General features: G+C 66.2%; 22 protein-coding genes and 1 riboswitch. Of the genes, 9 read left to right on the top strand and 13 right to left on the bottom strand.

Translation table 11 applies throughout. The annotated features are described in order from the left end of the window. Window positions 1–11 precede the first annotated feature (11 nt). Window positions 12–1667: a thiamine pyrophosphate-binding protein gene (locus AC1C2N_RS02720; RefSeq protein ID WP_495432782.1), complete on the bottom strand. Its 1656-nt coding sequence runs from the start codon at window positions 1665–1667 to the stop codon at window positions 12–14. A 155-nt stretch (window positions 1668–1822) separates the two neighbouring features. Here AC1C2N_RS02720 and AC1C2N_RS02725 point away from each other — a divergent pair, with 155 nt between their 5' ends. Both AC1C2N_RS02725 and AC1C2N_RS02730 read left to right on the top strand, forming a co-directional pair. Then, window positions 1823–2626: a TrmH family RNA methyltransferase gene (locus AC1C2N_RS02725; RefSeq protein WP_483405486.1), complete on the top strand. Its 804-nt coding sequence runs from the start codon at window positions 1823–1825 to the stop codon at window positions 2624–2626. Window positions 2627–2957: 331 nt separating this feature from the next. Next, window positions 2958–3290, top strand: a complete 333-nt coding sequence (locus AC1C2N_RS02730) for a DUF7882 family protein (protein WP_483405487.1) — start codon at window positions 2958–2960, stop codon at window positions 3288–3290. Window positions 3291–3390: 100 nt separating this feature from the next. On the opposite strand, the gene AC1C2N_RS02735 is transcribed toward AC1C2N_RS02730, so the two are convergent. Continuing rightward, window positions 3391–4833: a helix-turn-helix domain-containing protein gene (locus tag AC1C2N_RS02735; RefSeq protein ID WP_495432783.1), complete on the bottom strand. Its 1443-nt coding sequence runs from the start codon at window positions 4831–4833 to the stop codon at window positions 3391–3393. A gap of 123 nt (window positions 4834–4956) precedes the next feature. Between AC1C2N_RS02735 and AC1C2N_RS02740 the strand changes: the two genes are divergently transcribed. The 5 genes from AC1C2N_RS02740 to AC1C2N_RS02760 all read left to right on the top strand — a co-directional run bounded on the left by AC1C2N_RS02740 (window position 4957) and on the right by AC1C2N_RS02760 (window position 9180). Next, entirely contained in the window at window positions 4957–6834 is a 1878-nt protein-coding gene (locus AC1C2N_RS02740) for a phosphoenolpyruvate carboxykinase (GTP) (protein ID WP_495432784.1), read from the top strand. Between the two features lie 204 nt (window positions 6835–7038). Continuing rightward, window positions 7039–7380, top strand: coding sequence for a hypothetical protein (locus tag AC1C2N_RS02745; RefSeq protein WP_495432786.1), 342 nt, complete (start codon window positions 7039–7041; stop codon window positions 7378–7380). A gap of 54 nt (window positions 7381–7434) precedes the next feature. Continuing rightward, on the top strand, window positions 7435–7974 hold the full coding sequence (locus tag AC1C2N_RS02750; protein ID WP_483405491.1) for an ArsR/SmtB family transcription factor: 540 nt from the start codon (window positions 7435–7437) through the stop codon (window positions 7972–7974). Further along, window positions 7974–8840, top strand: a complete 867-nt coding sequence (locus AC1C2N_RS02755) for a M23 family metallopeptidase (protein WP_495432787.1) — start codon at window positions 7974–7976, stop codon at window positions 8838–8840. Before AC1C2N_RS02750 ends, AC1C2N_RS02755 begins: the two co-directional genes overlap by 1 nt. An 82-nt stretch (window positions 8841–8922) precedes the next feature. Beyond that, window positions 8923–9180, top strand: a complete 258-nt coding sequence (locus AC1C2N_RS02760; RefSeq protein WP_483405493.1) for a zinc-ribbon domain-containing protein — start codon at window positions 8923–8925, stop codon at window positions 9178–9180. 10 nt (window positions 9181–9190) lie between these two features. On the opposite strand, the gene AC1C2N_RS02765 is transcribed toward AC1C2N_RS02760, so the two are convergent. Then, window positions 9191–11131 (bottom strand): ABC transporter ATP-binding protein, encoded by a 1941-nt coding sequence (locus AC1C2N_RS02765; protein ID WP_495432788.1) that lies wholly within the window; start codon window positions 11129–11131, stop codon window positions 9191–9193. A gap of 36 nt (window positions 11132–11167) precedes the next feature. Next, a complete protein-coding gene (locus AC1C2N_RS02770; protein WP_495432789.1) occupies window positions 11168–11383 on the bottom strand; it encodes a hypothetical protein in 216 nt (71 codons plus the stop codon). A gap of 141 nt (window positions 11384–11524) precedes the next feature. Here AC1C2N_RS02770 and AC1C2N_RS02775 point away from each other — a divergent pair, with 141 nt between their 5' ends. Continuing rightward, entirely contained in the window at window positions 11525–12196 is a 672-nt protein-coding gene (locus tag AC1C2N_RS02775; RefSeq protein WP_495432790.1) for a GAP family protein, read from the top strand. 137 nt (window positions 12197–12333) lie between these two features. On the opposite strand, the gene AC1C2N_RS02780 is transcribed toward AC1C2N_RS02775, so the two are convergent. From AC1C2N_RS02780 to AC1C2N_RS02820, 9 genes are all read right to left on the bottom strand, one after another. Then, complete coding sequence (locus tag AC1C2N_RS02780; protein WP_495432791.1) at window positions 12334–13161, bottom strand: class I SAM-dependent methyltransferase; 828 nt, start codon at window positions 13159–13161, stop codon at window positions 12334–12336. 159 nt (window positions 13162–13320) lie between these two features. Next, window positions 13321–14676 (bottom strand): MFS transporter, encoded by a 1356-nt coding sequence (locus tag AC1C2N_RS02785; protein WP_483405498.1) that lies wholly within the window; start codon window positions 14674–14676, stop codon window positions 13321–13323. Window positions 14677–14840: 164 nt separating this feature from the next. Then, window positions 14841–15857, bottom strand: a complete 1017-nt coding sequence (locus tag AC1C2N_RS02790) for an alcohol dehydrogenase catalytic domain-containing protein (protein ID WP_495432793.1) — start codon at window positions 15855–15857, stop codon at window positions 14841–14843. Between the two features lie 93 nt (window positions 15858–15950). Continuing rightward, window positions 15951–17348 carry an Nramp family divalent metal transporter gene (locus AC1C2N_RS02795; protein ID WP_495432794.1) on the bottom strand — a complete coding sequence of 466 codons (1398 nt, stop codon included), beginning with the start codon at window positions 17346–17348 and terminating at the stop codon, window positions 15951–15953. 234 nt (window positions 17349–17582) lie between these two features. After that, on the bottom strand, window positions 17583–18053 hold the full coding sequence (gene ribH, locus AC1C2N_RS02800) for a 6,7-dimethyl-8-ribityllumazine synthase (protein WP_495432795.1): 471 nt from the start codon (window positions 18051–18053) through the stop codon (window positions 17583–17585). Continuing rightward, window positions 18050–19330, bottom strand: coding sequence for a 3,4-dihydroxy-2-butanone-4-phosphate synthase (ribB, locus tag AC1C2N_RS02805; protein ID WP_483405502.1), 1281 nt, complete (start codon window positions 19328–19330; stop codon window positions 18050–18052). Before ribB ends, ribH begins: the two co-directional genes overlap by 4 nt. Beyond that, a complete protein-coding gene (locus AC1C2N_RS02810; RefSeq protein ID WP_495432796.1) occupies window positions 19327–19986 on the bottom strand; it encodes a riboflavin synthase in 660 nt (219 codons plus the stop codon). The genes ribB and AC1C2N_RS02810 overlap by 4 nt, the downstream gene beginning before the upstream one ends. A 1-nt stretch (window position 19987) precedes the next feature. Then, on the bottom strand, window positions 19988–21043 hold the full coding sequence (gene ribD, locus AC1C2N_RS02815) for a bifunctional diaminohydroxyphosphoribosylaminopyrimidine deaminase/5-amino-6-(5-phosphoribosylamino)uracil reductase RibD (RefSeq protein ID WP_495432797.1): 1056 nt from the start codon (window positions 21041–21043) through the stop codon (window positions 19988–19990). A 99-nt stretch (window positions 21044–21142) separates the two neighbouring features. Next, window positions 21143–21292: riboswitch (FMN riboswitch) on the bottom strand. A gap of 76 nt (window positions 21293–21368) precedes the next feature. Next, window positions 21369–22340, bottom strand: coding sequence for a sugar-binding transcriptional regulator (locus AC1C2N_RS02820; RefSeq protein WP_483405505.1), 972 nt, complete (start codon window positions 22338–22340; stop codon window positions 21369–21371). A 191-nt stretch (window positions 22341–22531) separates the two neighbouring features. Here AC1C2N_RS02820 and AC1C2N_RS02825 point away from each other — a divergent pair, with 191 nt between their 5' ends. Beyond that, the gene (locus tag AC1C2N_RS02825; protein WP_495432798.1) at window positions 22532–24259 is read left to right on the top strand and encodes a glycerol-3-phosphate dehydrogenase/oxidase; all 1728 of its coding nucleotides are present in this window, start codon (window positions 22532–22534) and stop codon (window positions 24257–24259) included. Window positions 24260–24412 lie beyond the last annotated feature (153 nt).

Here is a 24412-nt window from a genome sequence, read left to right on the forward strand (position 1 = left end):
GCGAGGCGACCCTAGGTCAGAACCCCAGCTGACGCAGCCGTGTGCTCGACGATCTCGCGGTAGAACGGCGCAACGACCGCGGGGGAGACTCGGCAGTCCAGGAGATAAACGCCGTCGCTTCCCGACGCGACCCACGACTCGAAGTCCACCAGATCGTCGAGCGAACGGATGACGTCACCCCTGCCGCCGAGAGACCGCGCGATGCCGGCGAAGTCGACCTCGTCGATGAGCATCGGTGCTGTGCCGAGGCCCTGCCTCCCATACGAGTGAATCTCGGCGCCGTACGCCGCGTCGTTCCAGACGACGATGATCCCCCGCCTGGCCGTGCGGATGACCGAATCGAGGTCGGCGAGAGCCATCAGTCCACCGCCGTCGCCGGTGGAGACCACGAGGGTCGCATCCGGGAGGGCAGCTGCCGCGCCGACGGCACTGCCGAACCCAAGGCCGATCGTCTGAAACGCGGTTCCCACCATGAGCGATCGGTTCGGCGACGCGACACCCCAGTAGGTGTTGGACCAGCCGAGGAAGTGTCCGCCGTCGGTCACCGTCACCCGGTCCTCGGGCAGAGTGCCGGCCAGCCGGATGGCGACGCTGCGGGGGTCGAGCCTGCCGTCCTCCAGCGTGCCGACGCCCGATTCGCGAACGCGGAACCTCGCGGCATCCGCTGCCAACCGGTTACGCCAGCCCACTGAGTGTCGCGGTGCGGGCGGGACGGCGGCAAGGAGGGCGTTCGCGGTGAGGGCGACGTCGCCGGGAACCGCCAGTGTGACAGCGGGGTGTGCGGCCGGTTCGCGATCATCGATCCGGATCACAGCGGTGGCCGGGCCGAACAGTGTCTCGAACTTCGTGGTGAAGTGGTTGAGACCCGCGCCAGCAACGAGGACGACGTCGGCCTCACCGATCAGCCGCATTGCCTCGTCCTGCCCGAACCCGCCGACGGTGCCGAGATCGAACTCCGGGCGGGCGAACAGTGAGCGCCCGAGCGCTGTGGTCGCGGTGAGGGCACCGAGCGCGTCCGCGAGCCGGCTGAGCGGTTCGCCGGCTCCGGCCAGCCAGGCGCCGCGGCCGGCGAGAACGACCGGGCGCCTGGCGCCGGACAGCACACGCGCGGCAGCGGCGATGTCCGCCTCCTTCGGTTCCAGAGGCACGGGGTGCGCCACGCGGGGCAGCGCTCCCTCTTCGCCGGCGTCGGCTGTCGCGAGGTCGGAGGGGATCGCCAGCACGACCGCCGTGCGGTGGGTGAGCGCGTGACCGACGGCGGCGACCGTGACGCAACCGGCATCCGCTGTGCTCACTGTGAATGTGGGGGCACCGACGGATGCCGCGAGCGCACGCTGGTCGATATCCCACGGCCGTGGCCCGGTTGTGGGTGAATCACCGACGAGCAGCACCAGCGGCGTGCTGGCCTGCACCGCCTCGGCGAGGGCCGTGACCGTGTTGGTGAAGCCGGCGCCGTAGGTTGTGGTCGCGACGGCGAGGCTGCCGCTCGCCCGGTAGAACGCGTCTGCGGCCGTCACCGCTGCGGCCTCGTGCCGCACGGCGGTATAGACGACCGGGGTGCGGCCGAGAGCGTCGATGACGTGGGCGTTGCCGTTGCCCATCACGCCGAAGGCGTGAGAGACGGACGGCGCGAGGGCCTCGGCGATGCGGGTGGCGACGGTGGTCATGGCTGTCCTCGAAGTCATATAGCGGCGGGTGAGTTCCGTATATGTCTTGCGGGGCCTGTGCCGACCTCGTTCAACGCCCCTTTTCCGAGCGCACGGCGCGACGCCGTTGACACCGGGCAGTCTAGTCCTGGGCCTATGGTCGGTAAACTCGCGCAGTGCCCGTTATCGAGATTTCCGACCTCAACGACCCGCGCCTCACCGATTATGCGCACCTGACCGACGTCGCGCTGAAGAAGGCCAGGGGGACAGAGCACGGCCTCTACCTCGCCGAATCGCTGCTCGTGTTCCAGCGCGCCTTGCGTGCCGGTCACCGACCCCGTTCCGTCCTCGCGCTCGGGACGAGCGCTGATGCCGCCATCGAGGCACTCGGCGAGGACGCTGCCGACGTCCCCGTTTTTGTCGGGCCGGGGGAGCTTCTCGCCGGCCTGACCGGCTATGTGCTGCACCGCGGACTCATCGCGTCGATGCACCGACCGGCGTTGCCCGAGCCGGCAGAACTGCTCGCCGGCGCTCGCCGCATCGTGATCCTCGAGAATGTTGCAGACCCCACCAACGTCGGCGCGATCTTCCGTTCAGCGGGCGCCATCGGGGCGGATGCCATTCTCGTGACGCCGCGCTGTTCCGACCCGTTCTATCGACGCGCCATTCGGGTGTCGATGGGCACCGTGCTCCAGGTGCCGTGGACCAGGGTCGGAGACTGGTCATCGACCCGCGCCCTGCTGACAGAGCAGGGTTTCCACGTTGCCGCCCTCGCGCTGAACGATGATGCCGTGAGCCTGCGGGACTTCGACGGGGCATCGCACGAGCGCCTGGCCCTCGTGCTCGGCGCTGAAGGTGACGGGCTGACCAGAGACGCGATAGCGGCATCCGATACCGTCGTCCAGATCCCGATGAAGCACGGCATCGATTCGCTCAACGTTGCTGCAGCCAGTGCTGTCGCGATGTGGGCTCTCGGCTGAGTCGTCGCAGGCGGGTGATAAATCAAGGCACCCAAAGTCAAGTCCCAGCGGCATTTTATTTACCCGTTTACATTGGGAAGTGCTCAGTTCGGGCATGAGAAAAGCGGCGCGATTCTTACCAGCGCCAGCGCTGGCCCGTTCGGGAGCCGCGCGGAAACCTCAATGGCAGCTCGGCGGGTGGGACGACCGCGTCCGGGGCTGCCGGCTGACGGTCGTCCGCGCCAGCCCGTGTGAGTCTCACATCAATAATCCAGATTTCCCGTGCCATCCGGGCGTGTGTCAACACAGGTGGTAACCAGTGCGCCGATGGGCGTCAACGAGCTAAGGAGAAATGAAGAGATTGGGAAGTTTGGTCTACGGCTTCGGCGAGACTTATGAGTTCGAGGACCGACTCCTCGCGCACCTGAAGGTGGTTATCGGGTCGAAGCTTCGTCGCCGGGAAGGCTTCTACCTCAGTTGGCCACTCGGCCCCGACCAGGAACTCGGGCGTACCTCGCTGTGGCTGTCGCCGGCCATACCGCTGCAGTTCCATTTCAGCGACGACGCGTCGCCCGCGTTGAACAAACAGTGGCTCGAGTCGATGATGAGTTCGTCGTACGGTCCCCTGGGCCTGACGATTACCGAGGAGCCGGAGGACGCGTCCCGCGCAGGTCGGTCCGCCTGACCCGAACCGCGGTGCCCTGCCGAGCAGGGGCCCCGCGGGGCGCTGTCGGCGTGCTGCCGGAGGCGCCCATTCGGTGCTTACTCGGTGCTTACTCCGTGGCTTACTCCGTGGAGTGCCTCTCCAGGAAGGTGTACACCTCGGAGTCGTCGACACCGGGAAAAGTCCCGCTCGGCAGCGGAGCGAGCACGTGCGCGTGCAACCTCGCACTCGGCCAGGCGTTGTCGCGCCAGCGCTCGGCGAGCGTGGACGGCGGACGGCGGCAGCACGACGGGTCGGGGCAGGTCGACGTCGCGCGCGCCGTCGTCTCCCGCCCGCGGAACCATTTCGCCTGGTTGAACGGCACCCCGACCGAGATCGAGAATTCCCCAGCGCTGGTCGTTCCCGTCTGTGTTGCGCACCAGAAGGTGCCGGCGGGAGTATCGGTGTACTGGTAGAGCTCCGTCGTGCGGTTGGTGCGCTCGAACGCGCTTCGTGCGCTCCACTTGCGGCACACCAACTGGCCTTCGATCGCGCCGGTGACGTCGACGGGAAGCGGAAGGTTGTCGTTTTCGTAGCCTTTCGCGAGGGAACCGTCCTCCCCGACCCGAAGGAAGTGGAATGGCATGTCGAGGTGCCTCGTCGCGAGGTTTGTCAGCCGGAGCGCCGCGGCCTCATGGGTGACGCCGAACGCGTCACGGAAGTCCTCGACCGCCAGGTTCCGTTCGCGTTTCGCCTGGGTGAGGAAGTCGACGGCGGCTTTCTGCGGCATGAGACAACAGGCGGCAAAGTAGTTGATCTCGAGTCGTTGCTGCAGAAACGCGGCGTAGCTCGTCGGCCGCGTGTGCCCGAGCAGCCGGTGAGCCATCGCCTGGAGCGCCATCGACCGGAGGCCGTGGCCTCCGGGAATGGAGGCGGGCGGCAGGTAGATCCGGCCGTTGGCGAGGTCGGTGACACTTCTCGCTGAGTGCGGCAGGTCATTGACGTAGATCAGGCTCAGGCCGAGTTGTTCGGCCATGATGCTCACCGTGCGGTGGGTGAGCGCTCCGCGCACGTGACCCGCCGCTGCGAGGCGGGCTTCAGCGAGCTCCTCGATCTCCGGCAGGTAGTTATCGCGCTCGCGCATGTTTTCCCGCAGCTCGGTGTTCGCGCGACGGGCCTCCTCGGGCGTGGCGATCGCCTCGGTCGCCTTCCGCTGGAGTTCGCGGTGCAGGCCGACGAGTGCTGCGAGTGCCTCATCGCTCATGCCTTTCGTCGGTTTGACGGCGGGCAGGCCCAGTTCGGTGTAGAGCGAACTCTGCTGGAAGCGTCGCAGTTCGATCTCGAGCGCCGCCCTCGGGTTCGGTGCCTCGGTCGACAGCAGATCGGTCAGCGCCACACCGAGGGCGGTTGCGATCGCCTGGAGCGTCGAGAGCTTGGGTTCGCGCTTGCCGTTCTCGATGAGGGAGAGCTGGCTTCCGGCGAGATCAACGCGCTCCCCGAGATCATCGAGTGTCAGGTTGTGCTCGGTTCGAAAGTGACGGATGCGATGCCCCAGCGTGGAGAGATCGGAGGTCGGTCGAGTCATGCCTTTACCGTAACCGAAAGAAGGGCGATTCTTAACGCCGCTTTCTTGATTATCCGAGGGATTTCTTTGTGAGAGTGGATGCAGGCCAACTTTTACAGCACGCCACGCAGCAGAGGAGCTCCCATGTCGATCGCCGAAGTCGACCGTCTCACGGTCACCACTCCGACCCCCGGGCTCCTCGAGACGGAGTCCGCCCCGACCGCTGGCACCGAAGCATCCGCCCCCCTCGACAAACTTCGTGCCTGGGTCGACTCGATTGCCGCACTGGCGCAGCCCGACGAGGTCGTCTGGTGTGACGGGTCGGTCCGTGAGAGTGACAGGCTGACCAAGCAGATGGTCGCGGAGGGCAAGTTCATCAAGCTCAACCCTGAGTGGCGCCCCAACAGCTACCTCGCCAGGAGCGCGCCGAGCGATGTCGCCCGGGTCGAATCCCGCACCTTCATCTGCTCGGACAGGGAAGAGGACGCGGGGCCGACGAACAACTGGCAGGACCCCGAGTCGATGCGTGGTGAACTGGATGCTGTCTTTTCGGGAAGCATGCGCGGTCGCACGATGTACGTCGTTCCGTTCTCGATGGGCGCTGTCGGTGGCCCGCTCTCACAGCTCGGGGTTCAGATCACCGATTCCGTCTACGCCGTGCTCTCCATGGGCATCATGACCCGCGCGAGCGACACGGTTCTCGACCTCATCGCTGGCGGTGTTCCCTGGGTGAAGACCGTGCACTCGGTCGGTGCACCGCTCGGCCCAGACGACGCAGATGTGCCCTGGCCGTGCAGCGACACCAAATACATCGTGCAGTTTCCCGAATCCCGAGAGGTGTGGTCGTACGGCTCCGGTTACGGCGGCAACGCACTGCTGGCCAAGAAGTGCTTCGCGCTGCGCATCGCGAGCGTCATGGGGCGCGACGAGGGCTGGCTCGCCGAACACATGCTGCTCGTTCGCATCATCTCGCCCGAAGGCAAGAAGTACCACGTCGCTGCCGCGTTCCCGTCCGCCTGCGGCAAGACGAACCTCGCGATGCTGCGCCCCACGATCCCGGGCTGGCGCATCGAGACCCTCGGTGACGACATCGTCTGGCTCCGCCCCGGTGAGGACGGCAGGATGTGGGCCATCAACCCCGAAGCCGGGTTCTTCGGCGTCGCCCCCGGCACAGGCCAGTCGACCAACGTCACCGCCGTTGAAACGCTCTGGGGCAACACGATCTTCACCAACGTTGCGCTGCGTGACGACGGGGACGTCTGGTGGGAGGGCCTGACCGATAAGGCTCCCGATCACCTCATCGACTGGGAGGGCAACGACTGGACGCCTGACTCCGGGCGGCCGGCGGCTCACCCGAATTCCCGTTTCACCGTGGCAGCAGCCCAGTGCCCGTCGATCGCTGATGACTGGGAGGACGCTGTCCCTCTCGACGCCGTACTGTTCGGTGGGCGGCGCGCCACCAATGTCCCTCTTGTCGTCGAGGCCACCGACTGGACCCACGGCGTATTCATGGGCGCGACCATCTCAAGCGAGAAGACGGCGGCCGCCGAAGGAACCGTCGGTGAGTTGCGCCGCGATCCGTTCGCGATGCTCCCGTTCTGCGGGTACAACATGGCCGACTACTGGGCGCACTGGCTGGCGGTTGGCCAGAAGCTTCGCTTCGACCGGGCCCCGCGAATTTTCCAGGTCAACTGGTTCCGCAAGGGCGCCGACGGCGGTTTCCTCTGGCCGGGCTTCGGCGAGAACGCGCGGGTGCTCGAGTGGATCGTTCGCCGCATCGAGGGACAGGTGCCGGCGCAGGAGACGCCCGCGGGTCGCATCCCGGTGCTCGCAGACCTCAACCGGAACGGTATCGACGTCTCCGATGACGCTCTTGAGGCGCTGTTCGCCATCGATCCTGAGTCATGGCTGGTCGAAGCCGACCTGACCGAAGAGTTCTTCAACACCTTCGGCTCCAGGGTGCCACCGGCCCTCCGCGCCGAACTCGCCTCGCTGCGTTACAGGCTGCACCAGAGCCGGTAGCCGGGCCATACAGCCGGCCTGACAGGGATGCCGCGAGGTGCCCGGAAGTGTTCTGAGACACCTTGGCGGGACCGTCTCAGAGCACTTCCCGGTACCTCGCGGTCGCGTGTTCAGCGACAGGTTCCGCGGCAGTCGCTGGTCTCCTCGCCGGTGATCGTCCTAGGATGGCGCCGTGCTGTCGATGACTGCGAGGACGGGGCGAGCATGAGAAACGTGCCGGAAGAATCGGTCGAGATTCTCTACCGGATCTCGGCCGCGCTGGAAAAGGACGGCCCGATCGAAGTGGGCACCATGTTCCGGAGCCCTGGGCTCAGAACGGGGAAGGCGATCGTGGCGTTCCTGGGATCGGAGAACCGCTTTCTTGTGAAGCTGCCGCGGGAACGCGCGGATGCCCTGGTTGACACGGGTGATGCTGAACCGGTCACCATGGGAGCGCGCACCATGCGCGAGTGGATCGCGATCCCGCCAGCGGACGGAGTGCCGGAGACAGAGGCCAGGTGGAGTGCGTTCGCCCGCGAGGCGTTCGCCTACGTCCGAAGTCTCTGAGACCCCTGCAGCGTGAGCGTGGTTCGTTACTACGTTTTATCGTAGTATCGACGGGTGGATGATCAGAGTGAATTACAGACGCTGAGGGAACAGCTGCTCGCGCTTGCTTCGCGGGTGGCGACGCTTGAGAGCGGTGCGACGACCCACCCGCGGGTGGCTGAGCCTGGAGCCGAATCCGCTGACGCGTTCTGGGCGCTGTCAGGCCTGCGCTCGCGGTTAGCGGACCACGCATCGACGCGGGATGGCGCGGTGCTGCTTGTCGGCGCCGTAACGCTCCCGACCGGGGCGCCGGTTGAGTGGCAACAGGGCGCCGGCACCTCCGGGCTGTTCGAGGTGGAGTGGAGCGATCGGGCTGCGGCATTCGCGGCGCTCGGACACCCGGTGCGACTGGAGCTGCTGCGACACATTCTCTCGGGCACCCACGCGACCGCCGACCTCGCTGCGCTCCAGTCGCTCGGAACCACGGGCCAGCTCCACCACCACCTGCGGCAATTGGTCTCGACCGGATGGGTGACGCAGAGCGGGCGGGGCAGCTACGAGGTCCCCGCTCGTCGCGTTGTCCCCCTGCTCGCGTGTCTCGCGGCGGTGGAGTAATGCGGTCGCTTATGGGCCTCTACCGCGTCCGAAGCGTGATCCTCGTGGTCTCCGCCGCACTCATCGTCGTGGAGGGAGTCCTGGATGCTGTGATGCAGGACGGTCCGGTCAGCAGAGTGCTTGGTCTGCTCCCGTTGGTTGGCGCACTCGGACTTCTGGCGGTTCTCCTCAGTATCGCCCTGGTCGCCAAACGGCTTCCCGTGCGTCCTCCGGTCACCGTCACTTCGCCGGTCAGCGGGCGCTGGCTGGGAATCAACAGCCCAGAGACCAAGGTGCCAAGTCACGGCATCCGTGCGTATGGGCAGGCGTATGCCATCGACCTTGTCCATGAGCCTCTGGATCGGGAGCGACCCGCATTTGGTTCGGGATCGCCGATGCGACCTCCGGCCGACTACCCGGCATTCGGGCAGCCGGTTCGGGCGATGATCGACGGCGTCGTTGTGAGCGCGTCGGGCAGCCAGCGCGACCACCGCGCGCGCTCCACCTCGCTCGGGGTGATCTACATGATGGTCGAGGGAGCTCTTCGTGAGGTCGGCGGGCCGGGGTTCATCGTGGGAAACCACGTCACGATCCGGGGCGCCGATGGGGTGTACGCCCTGGTCGCACACCTGAAAAAGGACTCGTTGCTCGTGGCGGAGGGCGACAGGGTCGAGGCGGGCCAGCTCATCGCCGCGTGTGGAAACACGGGAAACACGAGTGAGCCGCACGTCCATGCCCAGCTCATGGACCGCCGTTCGCTGTGGACAGCGCAGGGCGTCCCTTTCCGGTTCGCAGGCATCCGTGTCAACGGAGACGGTGAGTCGCGGGACGCTCTTCCCGGCGACGGCCAGCACATGGACACCGCTTGCGTGGTGGAATCGCGCTGACCGGGGCGTTCTCCCTCAGAGGGAAAAGTGGCTCCGGCGCAACCCCTCCTCGTGGCCGCCGTGCGTTACCTACACTCGACGGATGCTCCTCATTTTCGGAACAACGCTCCGCAACCGGGTACTCGTCGTTGTGAACTTCCTCTGCCAGTTCTGCGGCACACATGCCTCGCAGGACGTCATCGAGAGCGCAACGAAGGTCTCAGTGTTCTTCATCCCGCTGTTCACGCTCCGCAAGCAGTACTACGTCACCTGCTCGAACTGCGGGGGAACTACCCCGCTGACCAAGGAGCAGGCCACCCACGGAATCGAGTGGGCAGCCCGTAACCGCCAGGTCAGCTGACCCGCCGCGCCTAGACCAGGAGCTGGTGCTTGGCGAGTTCCTTGTAGAGGGGGACGGATGCCACGAGCTCGGAGTGCGTACCCGAACCGACCACGCGGCCCTGGTCGAGAACCACGATCGTGTCGCTGTCGACGACCGTCGAGAGGCGGTGCGCGATCACGATGAGTGTGCGGTCCTCGGCCACTGCGTCGATCGCGAGCCGCATCTTCTGTTCGTTCACGCCGTCGAGCGACGACGTGGATTCGTCGAGCAGGAGGATCGGGGGAGCGGAGAGCAGCGCTCGCGCGATGGCGAGGCGCTGACGCTCTCCACCGGAGAGCATGATGCCCTCCTCGCCGACCGGTGCGTCGAGTCCGAGCGGGTTGCGGTCGAGCACATCGGTGAGGTTGACCGCGTGCAGTACGCGGATGCAGTCCTCGTCGGTGGCGTCAGGGGTCGACAGCAGCAGGTTGTCGCGGATGGATCCGGCGAGCACGGGGGCGTCCTGTTCCACGTACCCGATCTGCGAGCGGAGTTCCGTGCGCGGTATCGTGCGGATGTCGACGCCGCCGAAGCGGATCGCCCCGGTTTCAGGGTCGTAGAACCGCTCGATGAGACCGAGGATCGTCGACTTGCCTGCGCCGGACGGGCCGACGAGTGCGGTGCGGTGCCCACGAGCCGCCGTGAAACTGACCCCGCGCAGCACCGGGTCGCCCGGTCGGCGTTTGTCGGTGTTGGCAACCGGCGCGAGGTCGCTCGTCAGGTCGCTGGGTGTGAGGGTGTTGCGGTCCGGGTCGACGCCAGCGGCGGCGTCCTTGTCCGTCCCGGTTGTGTCATCGACGGCCGCAGCCGGGTAGGAGAAGACCACCGAATCGAACTCGATCGCGGGCGCGCTGGCGGAGCGGATGCCGGGGGCGGCGACGGTCGCGGCGATGGCGGCATCCGCGTCGTCTTCGCGTGGCAGGTTGATGATCTCCTGGATGCGGCCGAGGGCGCCGAGCGCCTGGTTGGTCGCGGAGATCGCACCGAATGCCTGGCCGAGCGGCATGATCATCATGAAGAGGAACAGGATGAAGGCGACGAGGCTCGCGATGGTGATCGCGCCGCTCGCCACCCGGAACCCGCCGACGCCGAGAACGACGAGGAACGATACCTGCATGGCGATGCCGGCGACGGGGACGACGAGAGCGGACACCTTCGCGACCTGGATGCCCATGCGCCATGCGCCCGTGGCGTCGTTGTCGACGGTGGCGATCTCGCGATCCGTTGCGTTCGATGCCCGCACGGTCCGAACCGAGCTGATGGCGCGCTCGACGGAGGCGGCAAGGTCGCCCACCTTGGCCTGGGCGCGCTGGCTCGCGACCCGGATCTTTCCGGAGAGGGCGACGACGGTGACGATCGACACGGCGATGACGAGCGCGGTGAGGCCGAGCAGCACCGGGTCGATGATGAGCATGGCGATGAGGGCGCCGATAAATGTGATGATGCCGCCGACCGCCTCGACGAGCCCCTGGGTGAGCACAGCACGGAGGAGCGTGGTGTCGCTGCTCACGCGGGACACGAGGTCGCCTGTGCGGCGGGTGTCGAACTCGGAGATCGGCAGGTGCAGCATGCGTGCGACGAGTTTGCGGCGGCTGGAGAGGACGACGCCCTCACCGGTGCGCTGCAGGAGGTAGTGCTGGTAGCCGGAGATGACCCCGGAGACGACGACGAGCGCGATGAGTGCCCAGACCAGCCCGCCGAGCGCCTTGCCCTGCTCGACGATGCCGATGACCTGGCTGACGAGAAGCGGCTGGGCAAGCGATGCGGCCGAGCCGAGGATGCTCAGCGCGATGATGAACCAGAGGATCCGTTTGTGCTCGAAGAGGTAGGGGATCAGTTCACTGAACCGGGCACGCGGGCCCTCATCGGTTTTCGGCGATCGTCCGGAGAGAGAGCGACGGGCTGGCCGGGTACTGCTGGGGGCTGACATGCGGGTGTCCTTGGATCCTTGGGGAATGACGGGAGGTCAGCTTCGACCATACTTCTTGTGAACGGCTTGTTTGCTCACACCGAGTGCGAGCGCGATCAACTGCCAGGGTGCGTTGGCGTTTCTTGCCCGGCGGACGGCGATTGCTTCGACCTGCTCGAGTTCCTTGCGGAGTTTGGCGATGGCCCGGAGAGCCGCGATCGGGTCGTTTGAACCCGCTTCCCCAGCCAGTGTTGCGATGGTTCCTGTGCTCATGGCGTCAATAATAGTTGACGAGTTGTGGGCCGTCAACCTTTGTTGACGAACCGGGCCATGCACGGCTGCCGTGACGTTTGCAACCCGCCTCCGCGCGCCAACGACGCGGATAAGCTGGATACCCTTCCAGAAGGAGCACACATGGGTTCGGTAATCGGCGAGATCCTCACGGCCGCAGTCGGTATAGCGCTCAGCCCTATTCCGCTGGTGGCAGCGATTACGCTGATGCTCACGCCGAAATCTGTTCCGGCGGGCCTTGGTTTCCTCGGTGGATGGCTGCTCGGTGTGATCGTGCCGGTCGTCGCTATCACCGCGATCGCCAACGTCCTCCCGGAAGACGCGGGGGATGACTCGACACCGATCGCGGGGATCGTGAGGCTTGTGCTCGGTGCGCTCCTCGTTTATCTCGCCGTCGGACAGTGGCGGCTTCGCCCGCTGCCCGGCCGCGCCGGCGTATTGCCGCGGTGGATGGCCGCTGCGGAGGAGATGACCGTTACGCAGGGGATCGCGCTCGGCTTCGGGCTGGGAGCGCTCGCGCCCAAGAACCTCGCGCTCGGGATCGCGGCAGGACTCACCATCGGCGGGGCCGAACTCAATCTCCGCGACACGATCGTCAGTGTGCTCATCTTCGTCGTTATTGCAGTTTCGACGGTGCTGATCACCATCGTCGGGTACCAGATGGCCACAGATGCGTGGCAGAAGCCGCTCGCGGATCTGCGCACCTGGCTCGTCCGGAACGGCCCGACCGTGCTCGCGGTTGCGCTCCTTCTCCTCGGCGCCGAACTCATCGGGGATGGCATCAGCTCGTTCTGAGCCGCGCCCGGCACGAGAGCATCACTTCCGGTCGAAAGCATCCGGCGGAACTGATGGGCTCGACCGGAAGTGATGTTCTCGACGCTGTGAGCAACGGATGCCGTCCCGCGCGACGCGAGGGACGGCATCCGTTCGCTCTATGGGGCTCTCGTCGCGGTGACGAGCAGGTACTCCCACTCGAGCGTGCAGCCGCCGGCGTCGAACCGATTGACCAGGTCGACCAGATCGCGGTCGAGGGCCGCAATCCGGTCGGCGTCATCGCCGATGTTCTTGTACGTGACGATCGTCGGGCCATAGCGCGCTTTGAAGTAGTCGCGCAGTTCTTCGGCTGAGTTGAATCGCGTCACCTGCAGGATCTTGTGAGTCGAGGTGAACTCGTTCACCCGATCACCGATCAGCGACTTGACGTGCTCCTCCGAACCCCAGAGCGGCGGGGGAGAGGCGCCTGGTGGAGGCGGGGGAGCGTACGGCTTCATCGTCGCGAACATCTGCCCGATGAAGCCCTCGGGGGCCCAGCTGATGAGCCCGATTCTGCCGCCGGTCCGGCACACGCGGAGCAGCTCGTCGGCGCTGACCTCGTGCCGAGGGGCGAACATGATGCCCACCGTCGACATGACGGTGTCGAAGGCGCCGTCGGCGAACGGCAAAGCCTCGGCATCGGCCTGCCGCCAGTCCAGCTGGACCCCAAGCTCTTCCGCCCGGCGTGACCCCGCCTCGAGGAGCTCAGGAGTGAGGTCGCTTGCGACGACATCGGCTCCCGCCTGCGCTGCGGGGATGGCGGCGTTGCCTGACCCGGCCGCGATGTCGAGCACGCGCTGGCCGGGCCCGATCCGGAGCGCTTCCACGATTGTTGCGCCGAGGTCCGAGATCAGGTCGGCGGCGAGTTCGGGGTAGTTCCCCAGAGCCCACATCGTGCGATGTTTGGCTTTCAATGCCTTGTCGGCATCGGTGGTGACGTCGGTCATTGTCTTCCTTTCGTTCGCGCGGGGCCGGTACCAGCTCCGCTGGTGTTGTGCCCTCAGTATGGGACCGGCGGCGGTGCGGCGAAACGGGGTCGTGAGCCTTAAACGACGGATGCCGCCCCCCGCGAGGCGAGGGACGGCATCCGTTGTTGGGACGTGAACTTATCGGTCGATGTCGACGTCCTTGGTTTCCTTGCCGATGATGAGCGCCACCAGTGTGATGAGGCCCATGACGGCGAGGTAGACGCCGACGAGGACCGGGCTTCCGTCGGCTTCAGCCCACAGCCACACGGCGATGAACGGGGCGACAGCGGCGCCGAGGATCGACGACACGTTGTAGGAGATGCCGGATCCGGTGTAGCGCACGTTGGTCGGGAACAGCTCGGGCAGGAGTGCACCCATCGGACCGAAGGTCATGCCCATGAGGCTGAACCCGATGATGAGGAACGCCATCACGCCGACGAACCCGCCGCTGAGCAGCGGCACCCAGAGCAGTCCGAACACGATGATGCCCGACGTGACGATGATCAGTGTCTTGCGGCGGCCGAACTTGTCTGCCCACGGGCCTGACAGCAGCGTGAAGATACCGAAGAAGACCACGCCGGCGATGAGCATGAGCACAAACGTGTTGTAGCTGTAGCCGAGGCCTGGCTGCTGGCCCTCCGCCGGGTCGATCGGTGCGCGGCCGTAGCTCAGCGAGAACGTCGTCATCAGGTAGAACAGCACGTAGGTGGCGAGCATGAAGAAGGTGCCGAGGATGAGCTCGCGCCAGTTGGTCTTGAAGACCAGCTTGAGCGGCAGCTTGGAGACCTTGCCCGACTTCACGGTCTTGGTGAAGGCGTCACTCTCGACGAGCTTGAGTCGTACCCAGAGTCCGACGATGACCATGACCGCGGAGAACAGGAACGGGATGCGCCAGCCCCAGTCGAGGAACGCGTCAGACGGCCGCGACGGGTCTTCGGAGGGGAGGACGAAAGCGATGATCAGGAACAGGCCGTTCGCGATGATGAAGCCGATCGGGGCGCCGAGCTGCGGGAAGGTGCCGTACCAGGCGCGCTTGCCGACCGGTGCGTTCTCGGTGGCGACGAGAGCGGCACCGCTCCACTCGCCACCCAGCGCAAAGCCCTGGGCGAGGCGCAGCACGACGAGCAGCAGCGGGGCGAACCAGCCGATGACGAGGTACGTCGGGAGCAGACCGATGAGGAAGGTGGCGATACCCATCGTGAGGAGGGCAGCGACCAGAGTGGTTTTGCGCCCGACCCTGTCGCCGAGGTGTCCGAAGAAGACGGCTCCGAGCGGACGGGCGACCATGGCGGCACCGAAGATGGCGAACGACGACAGCAGGGCGGTCGTCTCGTTGCCGGCCGGGAAGAAGAGGTACGGGAAGACCAGGACGGCGGCCGTCGCGTAGACGTAGAAGTCGTAGAACTCGATGGTCGTCCCGATGAGGGACGCGAGGACGACCCGCGACTTCGGGTTGGCTGGAGCCTGTGAGGGGATGGTGGCTGAGGCTGACATGGTGCTCTCTCGTCGGTGAAGGAGCCATTGGAGGCGCGGGCCGGTCGCGTCTGCCAACCCCAACGGCGGAACATACAGTGGGTCGCGCTTGTGGCGCGGCTTTCACACCTTACGCCCAGTCTTCTCGAGGGCAAAAACCCCATAGCCGTGATCGGTGCAAATCGTCAGGAGCCGTCAAATTCGATCAGTACCTTGCAACTCGCAGCGCCGTCGGCGGCGACCGCGAATGCTTCCCTGGCGCGCTCGAGTGGGAACGTGTGTGTGATCAGGTCGTCTGCAATCGGCGTATCTCGCAACACAGCAAGCGCGCGATCCATCTCATCGGTGAATCGGAAGGCCCCGCGAAGGTCGAGTTCATGGCTCACCAGGAGAGCGAGTGGCAGTGCAATCGGGTCGAGCGGAAGATTGCCTACCTGCACGATGGTCCCGCCGACGGCGACCGTCCGAAGCAGCTGTGCGAGTGAGGCAGGCGCCCCCGACGCTTCGAGCGCGACAGCGAATTCGTCTGACGCAGCCTGGCCAACGTCGAAGACCTGATCAGCGCCGACCCGGCGTGCCCGATCGCGCGCCGCATGGGCCAGGTCTGTCGCGAGGATTTTCCGCGCTCCCGCGGCTCGCAACGCGATGATCGACAGCGCACCCACCGGGCCGCACCCGCTCACCATCACGGTTTGTCCCTCGACACCACCCGCTCGGACCACCGCGTGCAGCGCCACGGAGCAGGGCTCCGCCAGCGCGGCCCTGCGCAGGCACAAGCCCTCGGGGACAAGTCGTACCTGATCGTGGTGAACGACAATTTCCTCGGCGAAAGCGCCGTCTCGGTGCGGGAACACCGCCGCAGAGCCGAGGTAGGTGAGATTCGGGTGCAGGTTCATTCGTCCGGTCAAGCGCGACGGCAGAACTCCGCTCGTGGACGCTGGGTGAACGACTACCCGCGCTCCCTCGTCAATCGAGGTCACGGCCGCGCCAACAGCGGTCACTGTGCCCGACAGTTCGTGGCCAGGAACGAACGGATGCTCCTGCACAGCGCTTCCGGATCGGCCCGATTTCCAGTACGAGATGTCTGAACCGCAAATGCCTGCCCATGCCACTCGGATCAGAACCTGATCTCGGCCGACAACCGGGGCGGGGCGGCTCGTCAGCCGCAGGTCGCCTGGTGCATGGAGTTCGAGGACGCGCATAGGACTTTCCCAACTGCGAGGCCGACACGGTGATCGGCGTGGACAGGAGACTACTCGGGAGATTGCCGACGGTGACACGGGTTGAGTCCGATGTCAGAACGCGTTGACCAGTCCGATCACGCCGACGGCGATGATGGATAGCGCCGAGATGAGCAGCATGACCGTTGTCGCCCGGCCGTCCTTAACCCGCTGGTCCGTTTGGGTGCGTGACAGGTAAACGGTCGCGATGGCAACGCCGATGAGGAAGACGGCGTTGAGTAATCCGGCGATAATCACGAGCGGCAGCGGCGATGAGACGATCGTTCCGAAGAGCCCCCAGATGATCGGCAACACGATCATGATCCAGCGCATCCAGCGGTCCCGCTGCTTCTGGTTGAACCAGTCGAATGCACCGAAGAGCGAGAGGGTGTTCCCGATTTGCCGGCCGAGGCTCGGAACGTTCGCGATGATGGTCTTGAACAGCGCTACCCCGGCGCCGAGCAGGAAGACCGTTGCGCCCCATGCCCCGACGCCGGCCTCGAAGGTTCCGGAGAGAGTCGTCATGACCTCTGTGCCCTCCGGCACAATGCCCTGCGGATGCAGGACGGCTGCCCCGAGCATGTAGAACGCGGCGGTGCTGATGGTGTAAATCACCCAGGACACCCAGGCGTCAACTTTCATGACACCGATCCACCCGCGGGCTCGACGCTGCCAGGCTTCGGACGCGTCCTTGGGGCCGGTCCACGCTGCGTAGCCTTTTTCGACACACCAGTACGTGTATGCCGTCATCTCTCCGGCCCCGACCCCGGTGAGTCCGAACATCGACAGGGCAATGCCCATGGCGCCGACGGCGATCTGGAACTGGAATCCCTCACCGAGGTCGGCGCCGGTCCAGGCGAACTCGGTCCTCTGGATCAGGAACACCATCGCGACAGCGAAAGCCGTCACGATGAAGACGAGAACCGTCGACACCCGCTCGACGACTGTGTACTTGTTGGCGATATGGATGAGGATCGCGAGGACCGCGAGGATCGCGACCCACGATCCGATCGAGACCAGCGAATACGGATCGTCCCCGAAGGGAAACAGCGTGCTGAAGGCGAATGCTGCAGCGCTGATTACTCCGGCCTGGCTCGTGAGGAACTGGAGGAACATGAGCAGGACGAGCCAGGCCATCCACCCGCGCTTACCGAGGCGCGGTGGTACGTCGTCATAACCGGCAACGGCGACGCGACCGGTCGATATCGTCCATCGCGCAAGCTCGATCTGCACCCAGACTTTGACGAACGTCGACACGAAGACCAGCCAGAACAGCGTGAAGCCGGCCTGAGCGCCGAGGGCGGTTGCCGTCAGCAGTTCTCCGGAGCCGACGACCGCGGCTGAGGTAATCATCCCTGGCCCAAGGAAACGGAACCGGCCGGCGAGCGTTGTCGGCGGCTCCTTGACCTGAGTCCCGTCGAGAATGTACGGATCTGAGCGGGTGATCGTGGTCGCGTCAGATGGCGTCGTCATGATGGCCTCCTTGCCAACTCGCGCCGGTGTCGGCCCGACACACCGGCCAAGTTAGCAGTTCACAGAACGGGAGGCCAGAGGGTGCAACTGAAGCGGAGGCGGGTGCACCCTGGGAGGAGAATCGTGGGGTCTGCGGCCGATAGCCGACACGACCAGCGGATTCTCCTCCCGAAACGTCGGCGCCGGGGCGCGGGACGCATGGCGCAGGGTGCGGGGCGGGTGCGTCGCGGCGCGCTACCCCCGCAGCTGACGGAGCAGCACGGCGGTCGCGACGGCGGCCTCGGCGGCCTCACGGCCCTTGTCCTCCTTCGAGCCGGGCAGGCCGGCGCGGTCGAGCCCCTGCTGCTCGTCGTCGAGGGTGAGCACGCCGAATCCGACGGGCTTGCCCGTCTGCAGGGTGACGTGCGTGAGGCCGGAGGTTGCGGCATCCGACACATACTCGAAGTGGGGAGTGCCGCCGCGGATGATCACGCCGAGCGCCACAACCGCGTCAGCCCCCGCCTCCAGGGCGACCTTCGCCGCGACGGGCAGCTCGAAGCTGCCGGGAACCCTGACCAGGGTGTGGCTCGCTCCGGATTCGTCGAGAGCCTTCGTCGCTCCCGCGATCAGCCCGTCGGTGATCTCGGTGTGCCACTGGCCAGCCACGACGACGATGCTGAGGCTCTCGCCGTTCGCGGCGATAGCGGGGGATCCGTGTCCACTCATGAGCGGGTTCCTGCTTCCTGGCCTTCGGCCATGATCTGTGCTGGTGCGTATTCGTGACCCATGCGGTCGCGCTTGGTTTGGAGGTACGACTCGTTGAGTGCGCCGACGCCGACGACGAGCGGCACCCGTTCGGTGACGGTGATGCCGAACTCTTCAAGCTGGCGGGCCTTCTCCGGGTTGTTGGTGAGCAGGCGGATCTCGGTCAGCCCGAGGTCCTGAAGAATGGCGGATGCCGCCTGGTAGCTGCGGGCGTCTCCCGGGAGCCCGAGCGCGAGGTTGGCGTCGAGGGTGTCGAGTCCCTCCTCCTGCAGCTGGTACGCACGCAGCTTGTTGATCAGGCCGATGCCGCGTCCCTCGTGGCCGCGCAGATAGATGACGGCCCCGTCGTGTCTCCGGATCGTGTCGAGTGCGGCGTCGAGCTGTGGGCCGCACTCGCACTTGAGCGAACCGAAGGCTTCGCCGGTGAGGCATTCCGAGTGCACGCGCACGAGCGCGCCCGGTTTCGGATCCCCGGCGATGATGGCGACATGATCGGCTCCCGTGTTCCTGTCCCGGTAGGCCCGGATGCGGAATGTGCCGTGCGTCGTTGGAACGTTCGTCTCGACCTCGAAGAGGACGGGAGAAGACGGGGCAACGGGCGTCAGCTCTTCCGACGGTTCCGGGCCGGACTCCTGCTCGGTGACGAAGTCGATGAGCGCCGCGATCGTGATCACAGGGAGGTCGTGCTCCAGTCCGAGCTCGATCAGCCCGGGCAGGCGCATCATGTCGCCGTTCTCGTCGATGACCTCACAGATAGCGCCGACGGGGCTGAGCCCGGCGAGTCGCATGAGTTCGACGGCGGCCTCGGTGTGACCGGCGCGTTCCCGCACTCCGCCATCGACCGCGCGGAGCGGCACGATGTGGCCCGGCCGTATGAGGTCGGTCGCCAGGACGCCCGGGTTACCGAGCACCCGAAGCGTCGTGGCACGGTCGGCCGCGCTGATGCCCGTCGTGACATGCTCAGCGGCGTCGACGGTGATCGTGTATGCCGTCCGGCGTACGTCCTGACTCGCGGGAACCATGATCGGAAGCTCGAGCCGGTCGGCGAGTTCGTTCGACATCGGAGCGCAAATGTAGCCGCTGGAGTGCCGCACGGTCCAGGCGACCCAGTCCCTGGTTGCAAGCTCGGCAGAGAGAATGATGTCTCCCTCGTTCTCGCGTCCTTCATCGTCGGCCACGAGTACCGGTTTGCCCTCACGCAGCGCTCTCAGCGCCTGGGGGATTGTCGCGAGGCTCATGCGTCGCTCCTTTCACCGGCGAGTTGAACCGCCGGCATCCGTTCTGTAGCCGACCGCAGGGCGAGCATCCGCTCGACGTGCCGTGCGACGATGTCTGTTTCGATATTGACGGTGTCTCCGACGCCGCGGGCACCGAGGGTGGTCGCGGCGAGCGTCTCGGGAATGAGGGAGACCTCGAACCACTGGTCGCTCTCGGTGGGGGGCGACACGTCGCTCACGGTGAGCGAGATGCCGTCGACGGCAATCGAACCCTTGCGCGCGACGAGGGGCGCAAGCTCCGGGGCCAGACTGAACCGCACGACCCGCCACGCGCTGCCGTCGGTCACGTCGAGGATCGTTGCGGTCCCGTCGATGTGGCCCTGCACGATGTGGCCACCGAGCCGGCCGCCGACCTCCGCTGCCCGTTCGAGGTTGACCGCGCGGCCGGGGGCGACGTCGTCGAGAGTGGACATCCGGAGTGTCTCAGCCATCACGTCGACGGTGAAGGTCTCGTCGGTCAAGTCCACAACAGTCAGGCATACGCCCGACACGCTGATCGAGTCTCCGTGGCGCGCACCGGTCACGGCGACCGGTCCCCGCACGGTGATGCGAGCGGCATCCGTCGAGCGGTCGACCGCGGTGACCTCGCCGATCTCTTCAACTATTCCGGTGAACATGTCAGAGGTTTCCTTTCGGGAGTGCGACGATCAGCAGATCGTCGCCAAGTGTCTCGACCGACTCGATCTCCAGGCGGCGCATCTCGTCGATCGAGCCGACACCGATGTCGCCGAGCGCCGTACGAGGGCCGCCCAGGAGTGCCGGGGCGATATAGAGGAGATATTCGTCGACGAGGCCAGCGGCCGTCAGCGCACTGATCAGCGTCGGGCCTCCTTCGACAAACAGTGAGCGGATGCCGCGCTGCGCCAGGCTCTCGAGGTCGGCGGCGAGGTCCCCGCCACTCAGCAGAACGGGGGAGTGCGGGTGGGCGAGGAGTCGGGCGTTGCCGGGAACCGCGCGCGTCCCGAAGATGACGGGGATGGGCTGGTCGGGGAGAAGGGCGCCGTCCTCGGTGCGGGCGGTGAGCGCCGGATCGTCGGCGAGGACGGTACCCGTCCCGACGCCGATCGCATCGGCGGCGCCACGTCGGCGGTGGACGTCCGCTCGGGCAACGGGGCCGGTGATCCACTGGCTCGAGCCATCGGCGGCGGCACCGCGACCGTCGAGCGACTGTGCCCACTTCGCGATGACGTACGGGCGGCCGAGGCGGGTGGCGCGCAGCCAGTCGGCGATCAGCGCTTCTCCTTCGGCCGTGAGCACGTTCGGGATCACGTCGACTCCCGCAGCCCGGAGGCGGCCTGCGCCACCGCCGGAGTGGCGACCCGGGTCGGCCACCGAGTACGCGACGCGCGAGATTCCGCGGTCAATGAGCGCCTGGGTGCACGGGCCGGTTCGCCCGGTGTGATTGCACGGTTCGAGGGTGACCACCGCCGTTGCACCGGCAGGAACTGGCCCGTCGAGGTGCGAGAGTGCATCGACTTCCGCGTGGGCAGTGCCGGCGCCGCGGTGCCAGCCTTCGGCGATGACGGCACCGCTCGCGTCGGTGATGACGCAGCCCACCTGCGGGTTCACCCCGCGTTCCGGCCCACGCCGGGCGAGGTCGAAGGCCCGGCGCATGGCTCTGTCGAGGACAGCGTCGCCCGAAGCGGTTACGGCTTCGGCTGTGTCGCTCACCATTCGGATCTTCTCTCGTCTCGCAAGAGCTCCGGGGGTTGCCGCGACCGGCGCGTAGCGCCGTTCGAGTCGCGCCACCCGGCAGATGGCTGCCCAGTGTCGCGCGTGCTGCCTCCCATCCGGACTGAGCGTTGCTTTCGCAACCCATTACCGTCGGTGCTGGAGTTTCACCAGCTCAACCAGTCGCATTGCTGCGACCGGCTCGCGGACTGTCACCGCCGGTTCGGACTTTCACCGACCCCGGAGCACGTTTCTGATTTCCATCGTAGGTCAACAGCGGCGAGCCTGGGCTATTCCCATCGGTTTCCGTCACGCACCGCGGATGGCGTCAGCCGCTGACGAGCATTCTGGCCGTGCCCGAGTCGACGATGAGGTCTGTGACGAGGCCGGCAGCGAGAGCGCCCCTGAGGCTCTGCAGTTTGGTCTGGCCAGCGACGACGCACACACGCCTCGCGGTGGCGGCGAGCACGTCGATGCTTGGACCGCTCGAGCGGTCATTGAGCGGGATGCCGTCGGTCGAGCCGTCTTCGCGGTAGAACACTGTGGCGACATCGCCAACGACACCGGCCGCGCGGAGCTGGGCGAAGTCGTCGTCGTCGAGGTAACCGCCGATGTAGACGTGGCTTGGAACGCCCGAGAACGGCGAGCCCAGGCCGAAAACGACGACGTCGAGGCTGTTCTGCAGCTCGACGACGCGGCTGATACTCCGCTCCCGCCAGAGTGCTGCCTTCGTCGCAGGGTCATCGAAGACTGCCGGGACCGGGAACTGCTGCACTGTTGCGCCGTACGCGGCACCGAACCGCTGAAGGATCTCGCTCGCGTAGAGAAGACCCGTTGTGCGCGGGTTCGCGGCGCCATTGAGCTGGACGATCGACGTGTTGTGCGTCGGCTTGGCGAGCAGATGCCTGGACAGGGCACTCATGGTCGATCCCCAGGCCACTCCCATCGACATGTTCGAGTCGAAGAACCCGCCGAGAATCCGTGCAGCGGAGATCGCTACCCGCTCGAGGCGGTCAACGTCGCTCGTCTGGTCGGGGACAGGGACGACGTGTGCAACGACACCGAACGCCGCCTGGATATCGCCCTCGAGCTGTCGGGGCATGTCGAGGGGGGACTTCACCTGGATCTCCACGAGGCCGGTTTCGCGGGCGTGCCCCAGGAGCCGCGATACCGACGAGCGAGAGGTATGCAGTTCGTGAGCGATGGCCTCCATCGTCAGGTCCTGCAGGTAATACAGCTGGGCGGCCGTCAGAGCGTCCCTGGTCTTGGGGGACAGTGAAACGGCAGGTGACTGATTCATGAACTCTCCTTGCACATCTGTGCACTGAGTTTGCACAGAAGTGAATATAGCCGAAGAATCTGATGGGACCACGCAGAGTGCTTGTCCTCGACGCGAATGCGGTCCCACACCGGCAGCAGTCCGCCACCCAACACCACAACGAGTTTCCCGGCAGCAGTGTGCCGACCGGCACCACAAGAAGGAGTCACACGATGAACGACCACGACGCCCGCCGGCCGGAGCGCAGGAAAGCCGTGGAAGCGCTTCGCGCCCACCCCAACTCGAAGGTGCTCATCATCGGCGGCGGGATCAACGGTTTGGCGACCTTCCGCGACCTCGCACTGCAGGGCATCGACGTCACGCTCGTCGAGCGCAACGACTACTGCTCCGGAGCATCCGCAGCGTCAAGCCACATGATCCACGGCGGCATCCGCTACCTGGAGAACGGCGAGTTCCGCCTGGTCAAGGAATCGGTCACCGAACGCAACGGGCTCATCAAGATTGCGCCGCACTACGTCAAGCCGCTCGAGACCACGGTGCCGATCTTCTCGACCTTCTCGGGGATCATCAGCGCACCCATGCGCTTCCTCACCCACAAGCAGGGCAAGCCGCAGGAACGCGGTGCGCTCCTGATCAAGGTCGGCCTCACTCTCTACGACGCATTCTCCCGCGACGGCGGCAGCGTGCCGCGCCACCGCTTCGTCGGTAAGAAGAAAGCGCTCAAGGCGTTGCCGCAGCTCAACGATGGCATCAAGTACACGGCGACCTACTTCGACGCGTCAGTCCACGACCCTGAGCGCCTCGCACTCGACGTGCTGCACGACGGACTCGCCGCGGGCCCCCACGCGCGGGCAGCGAACTACGTCGAGGCAGTGGGACTGGACGGCGGCTCGGTTCGCCTCCGCGACACGGTCTCCGGCGAAGAGTTCGTCATGGCGGCCGACGTCGTGATCAACGCGTCTGGTCCGTGGACCGACCTCACCAACGCCGCTCTCGGTCAGGAGACCGCGCTCATGGGCGGAACCAAGGGCTCGCACATCGTCCTCGACAACCCGGAACTCCTCGCGGCCACCGGCGGTCGCGAGATCTTCTTCGAGCACAAGGACGGCCGCATCGTCCTCATCTACCCGCTCAAGGGCAAGGTCATGGTCGGAACGACCGATCTCGAGGCCGACCCGCGCGAGAAGGCCGTGTGCACCGAAGAAGAGGTCGACTACTTCTTCGAACTCATCGAGCACGTCTTCCCGAATGTTCCCGTGAATCGCAGCGAGATCGTGTACCGGTTCTCCGGCATCCGACCGCTCCCGGGTCACGGCGACCTCGCCCCCGGCTTCGTCTCCCGTGACTACCGGATTGTGTCGTCTCAGCTCGGCACATCGACGATGCTCAGTCTGGTCGGCGGCAAGTGGACGACGTTCCGCGCACTCGCGGAGCACCTGGCGAACGATGCGCTCGCGTTGCTCGGAGCCAGCCGCTCCGTGTCCACGCTCGGTACCCCGATCGGTGGCGGAGTCGGATTCCCCAGGACGGATGCCGCGATGCGCGTCTGGATCGCCGACAACTCCCGCGAGGTCGGCAGGGTGCGGGCGACGCAGCTGCTCGAGCGTTACGGAATGCACGCGAGTGCGATTATCGAAGAGTTCGCCGAGTCGGGAGACACCCCTCTCCGGTTCGCTCCCGACTACAGCGTCCAGGAGATCCAGCGGATCGCGCGCACCGAGTCGGTGGTTCACCTGACCGACGTTGTCCAGCGCCGGACGAGCATCGCCTTCACCGGGGGTGCGTCGATGGGCCTCCTGACGGAACTGGCCGGCATCCTTGCTCCCGTGCTGTCCTGGACCGAAGAGGAGACGCTGCGGCAGATCACGACCGCGGCCAGTGTTCTCCGCACGGAGCACGGCGTCGCCCTCGCGACCGACGAGTCGATTTCGAGCCGGTAACAGCGACGGCGGAACCCGTGGAATAACCGTCCGTATTCTCACCTCGTGCCCTTGTCTCGCCCCGTACTTCGTCTGTACGTTTCACTGTGAATCGAAAAACACCCCTATCCGGGGGCATTCGGCTCGGAGCTAAACAAGGAGGTCAACGTGGAC

The organism is Mycetocola sp. Y791 (assembly GCF_059445325.1).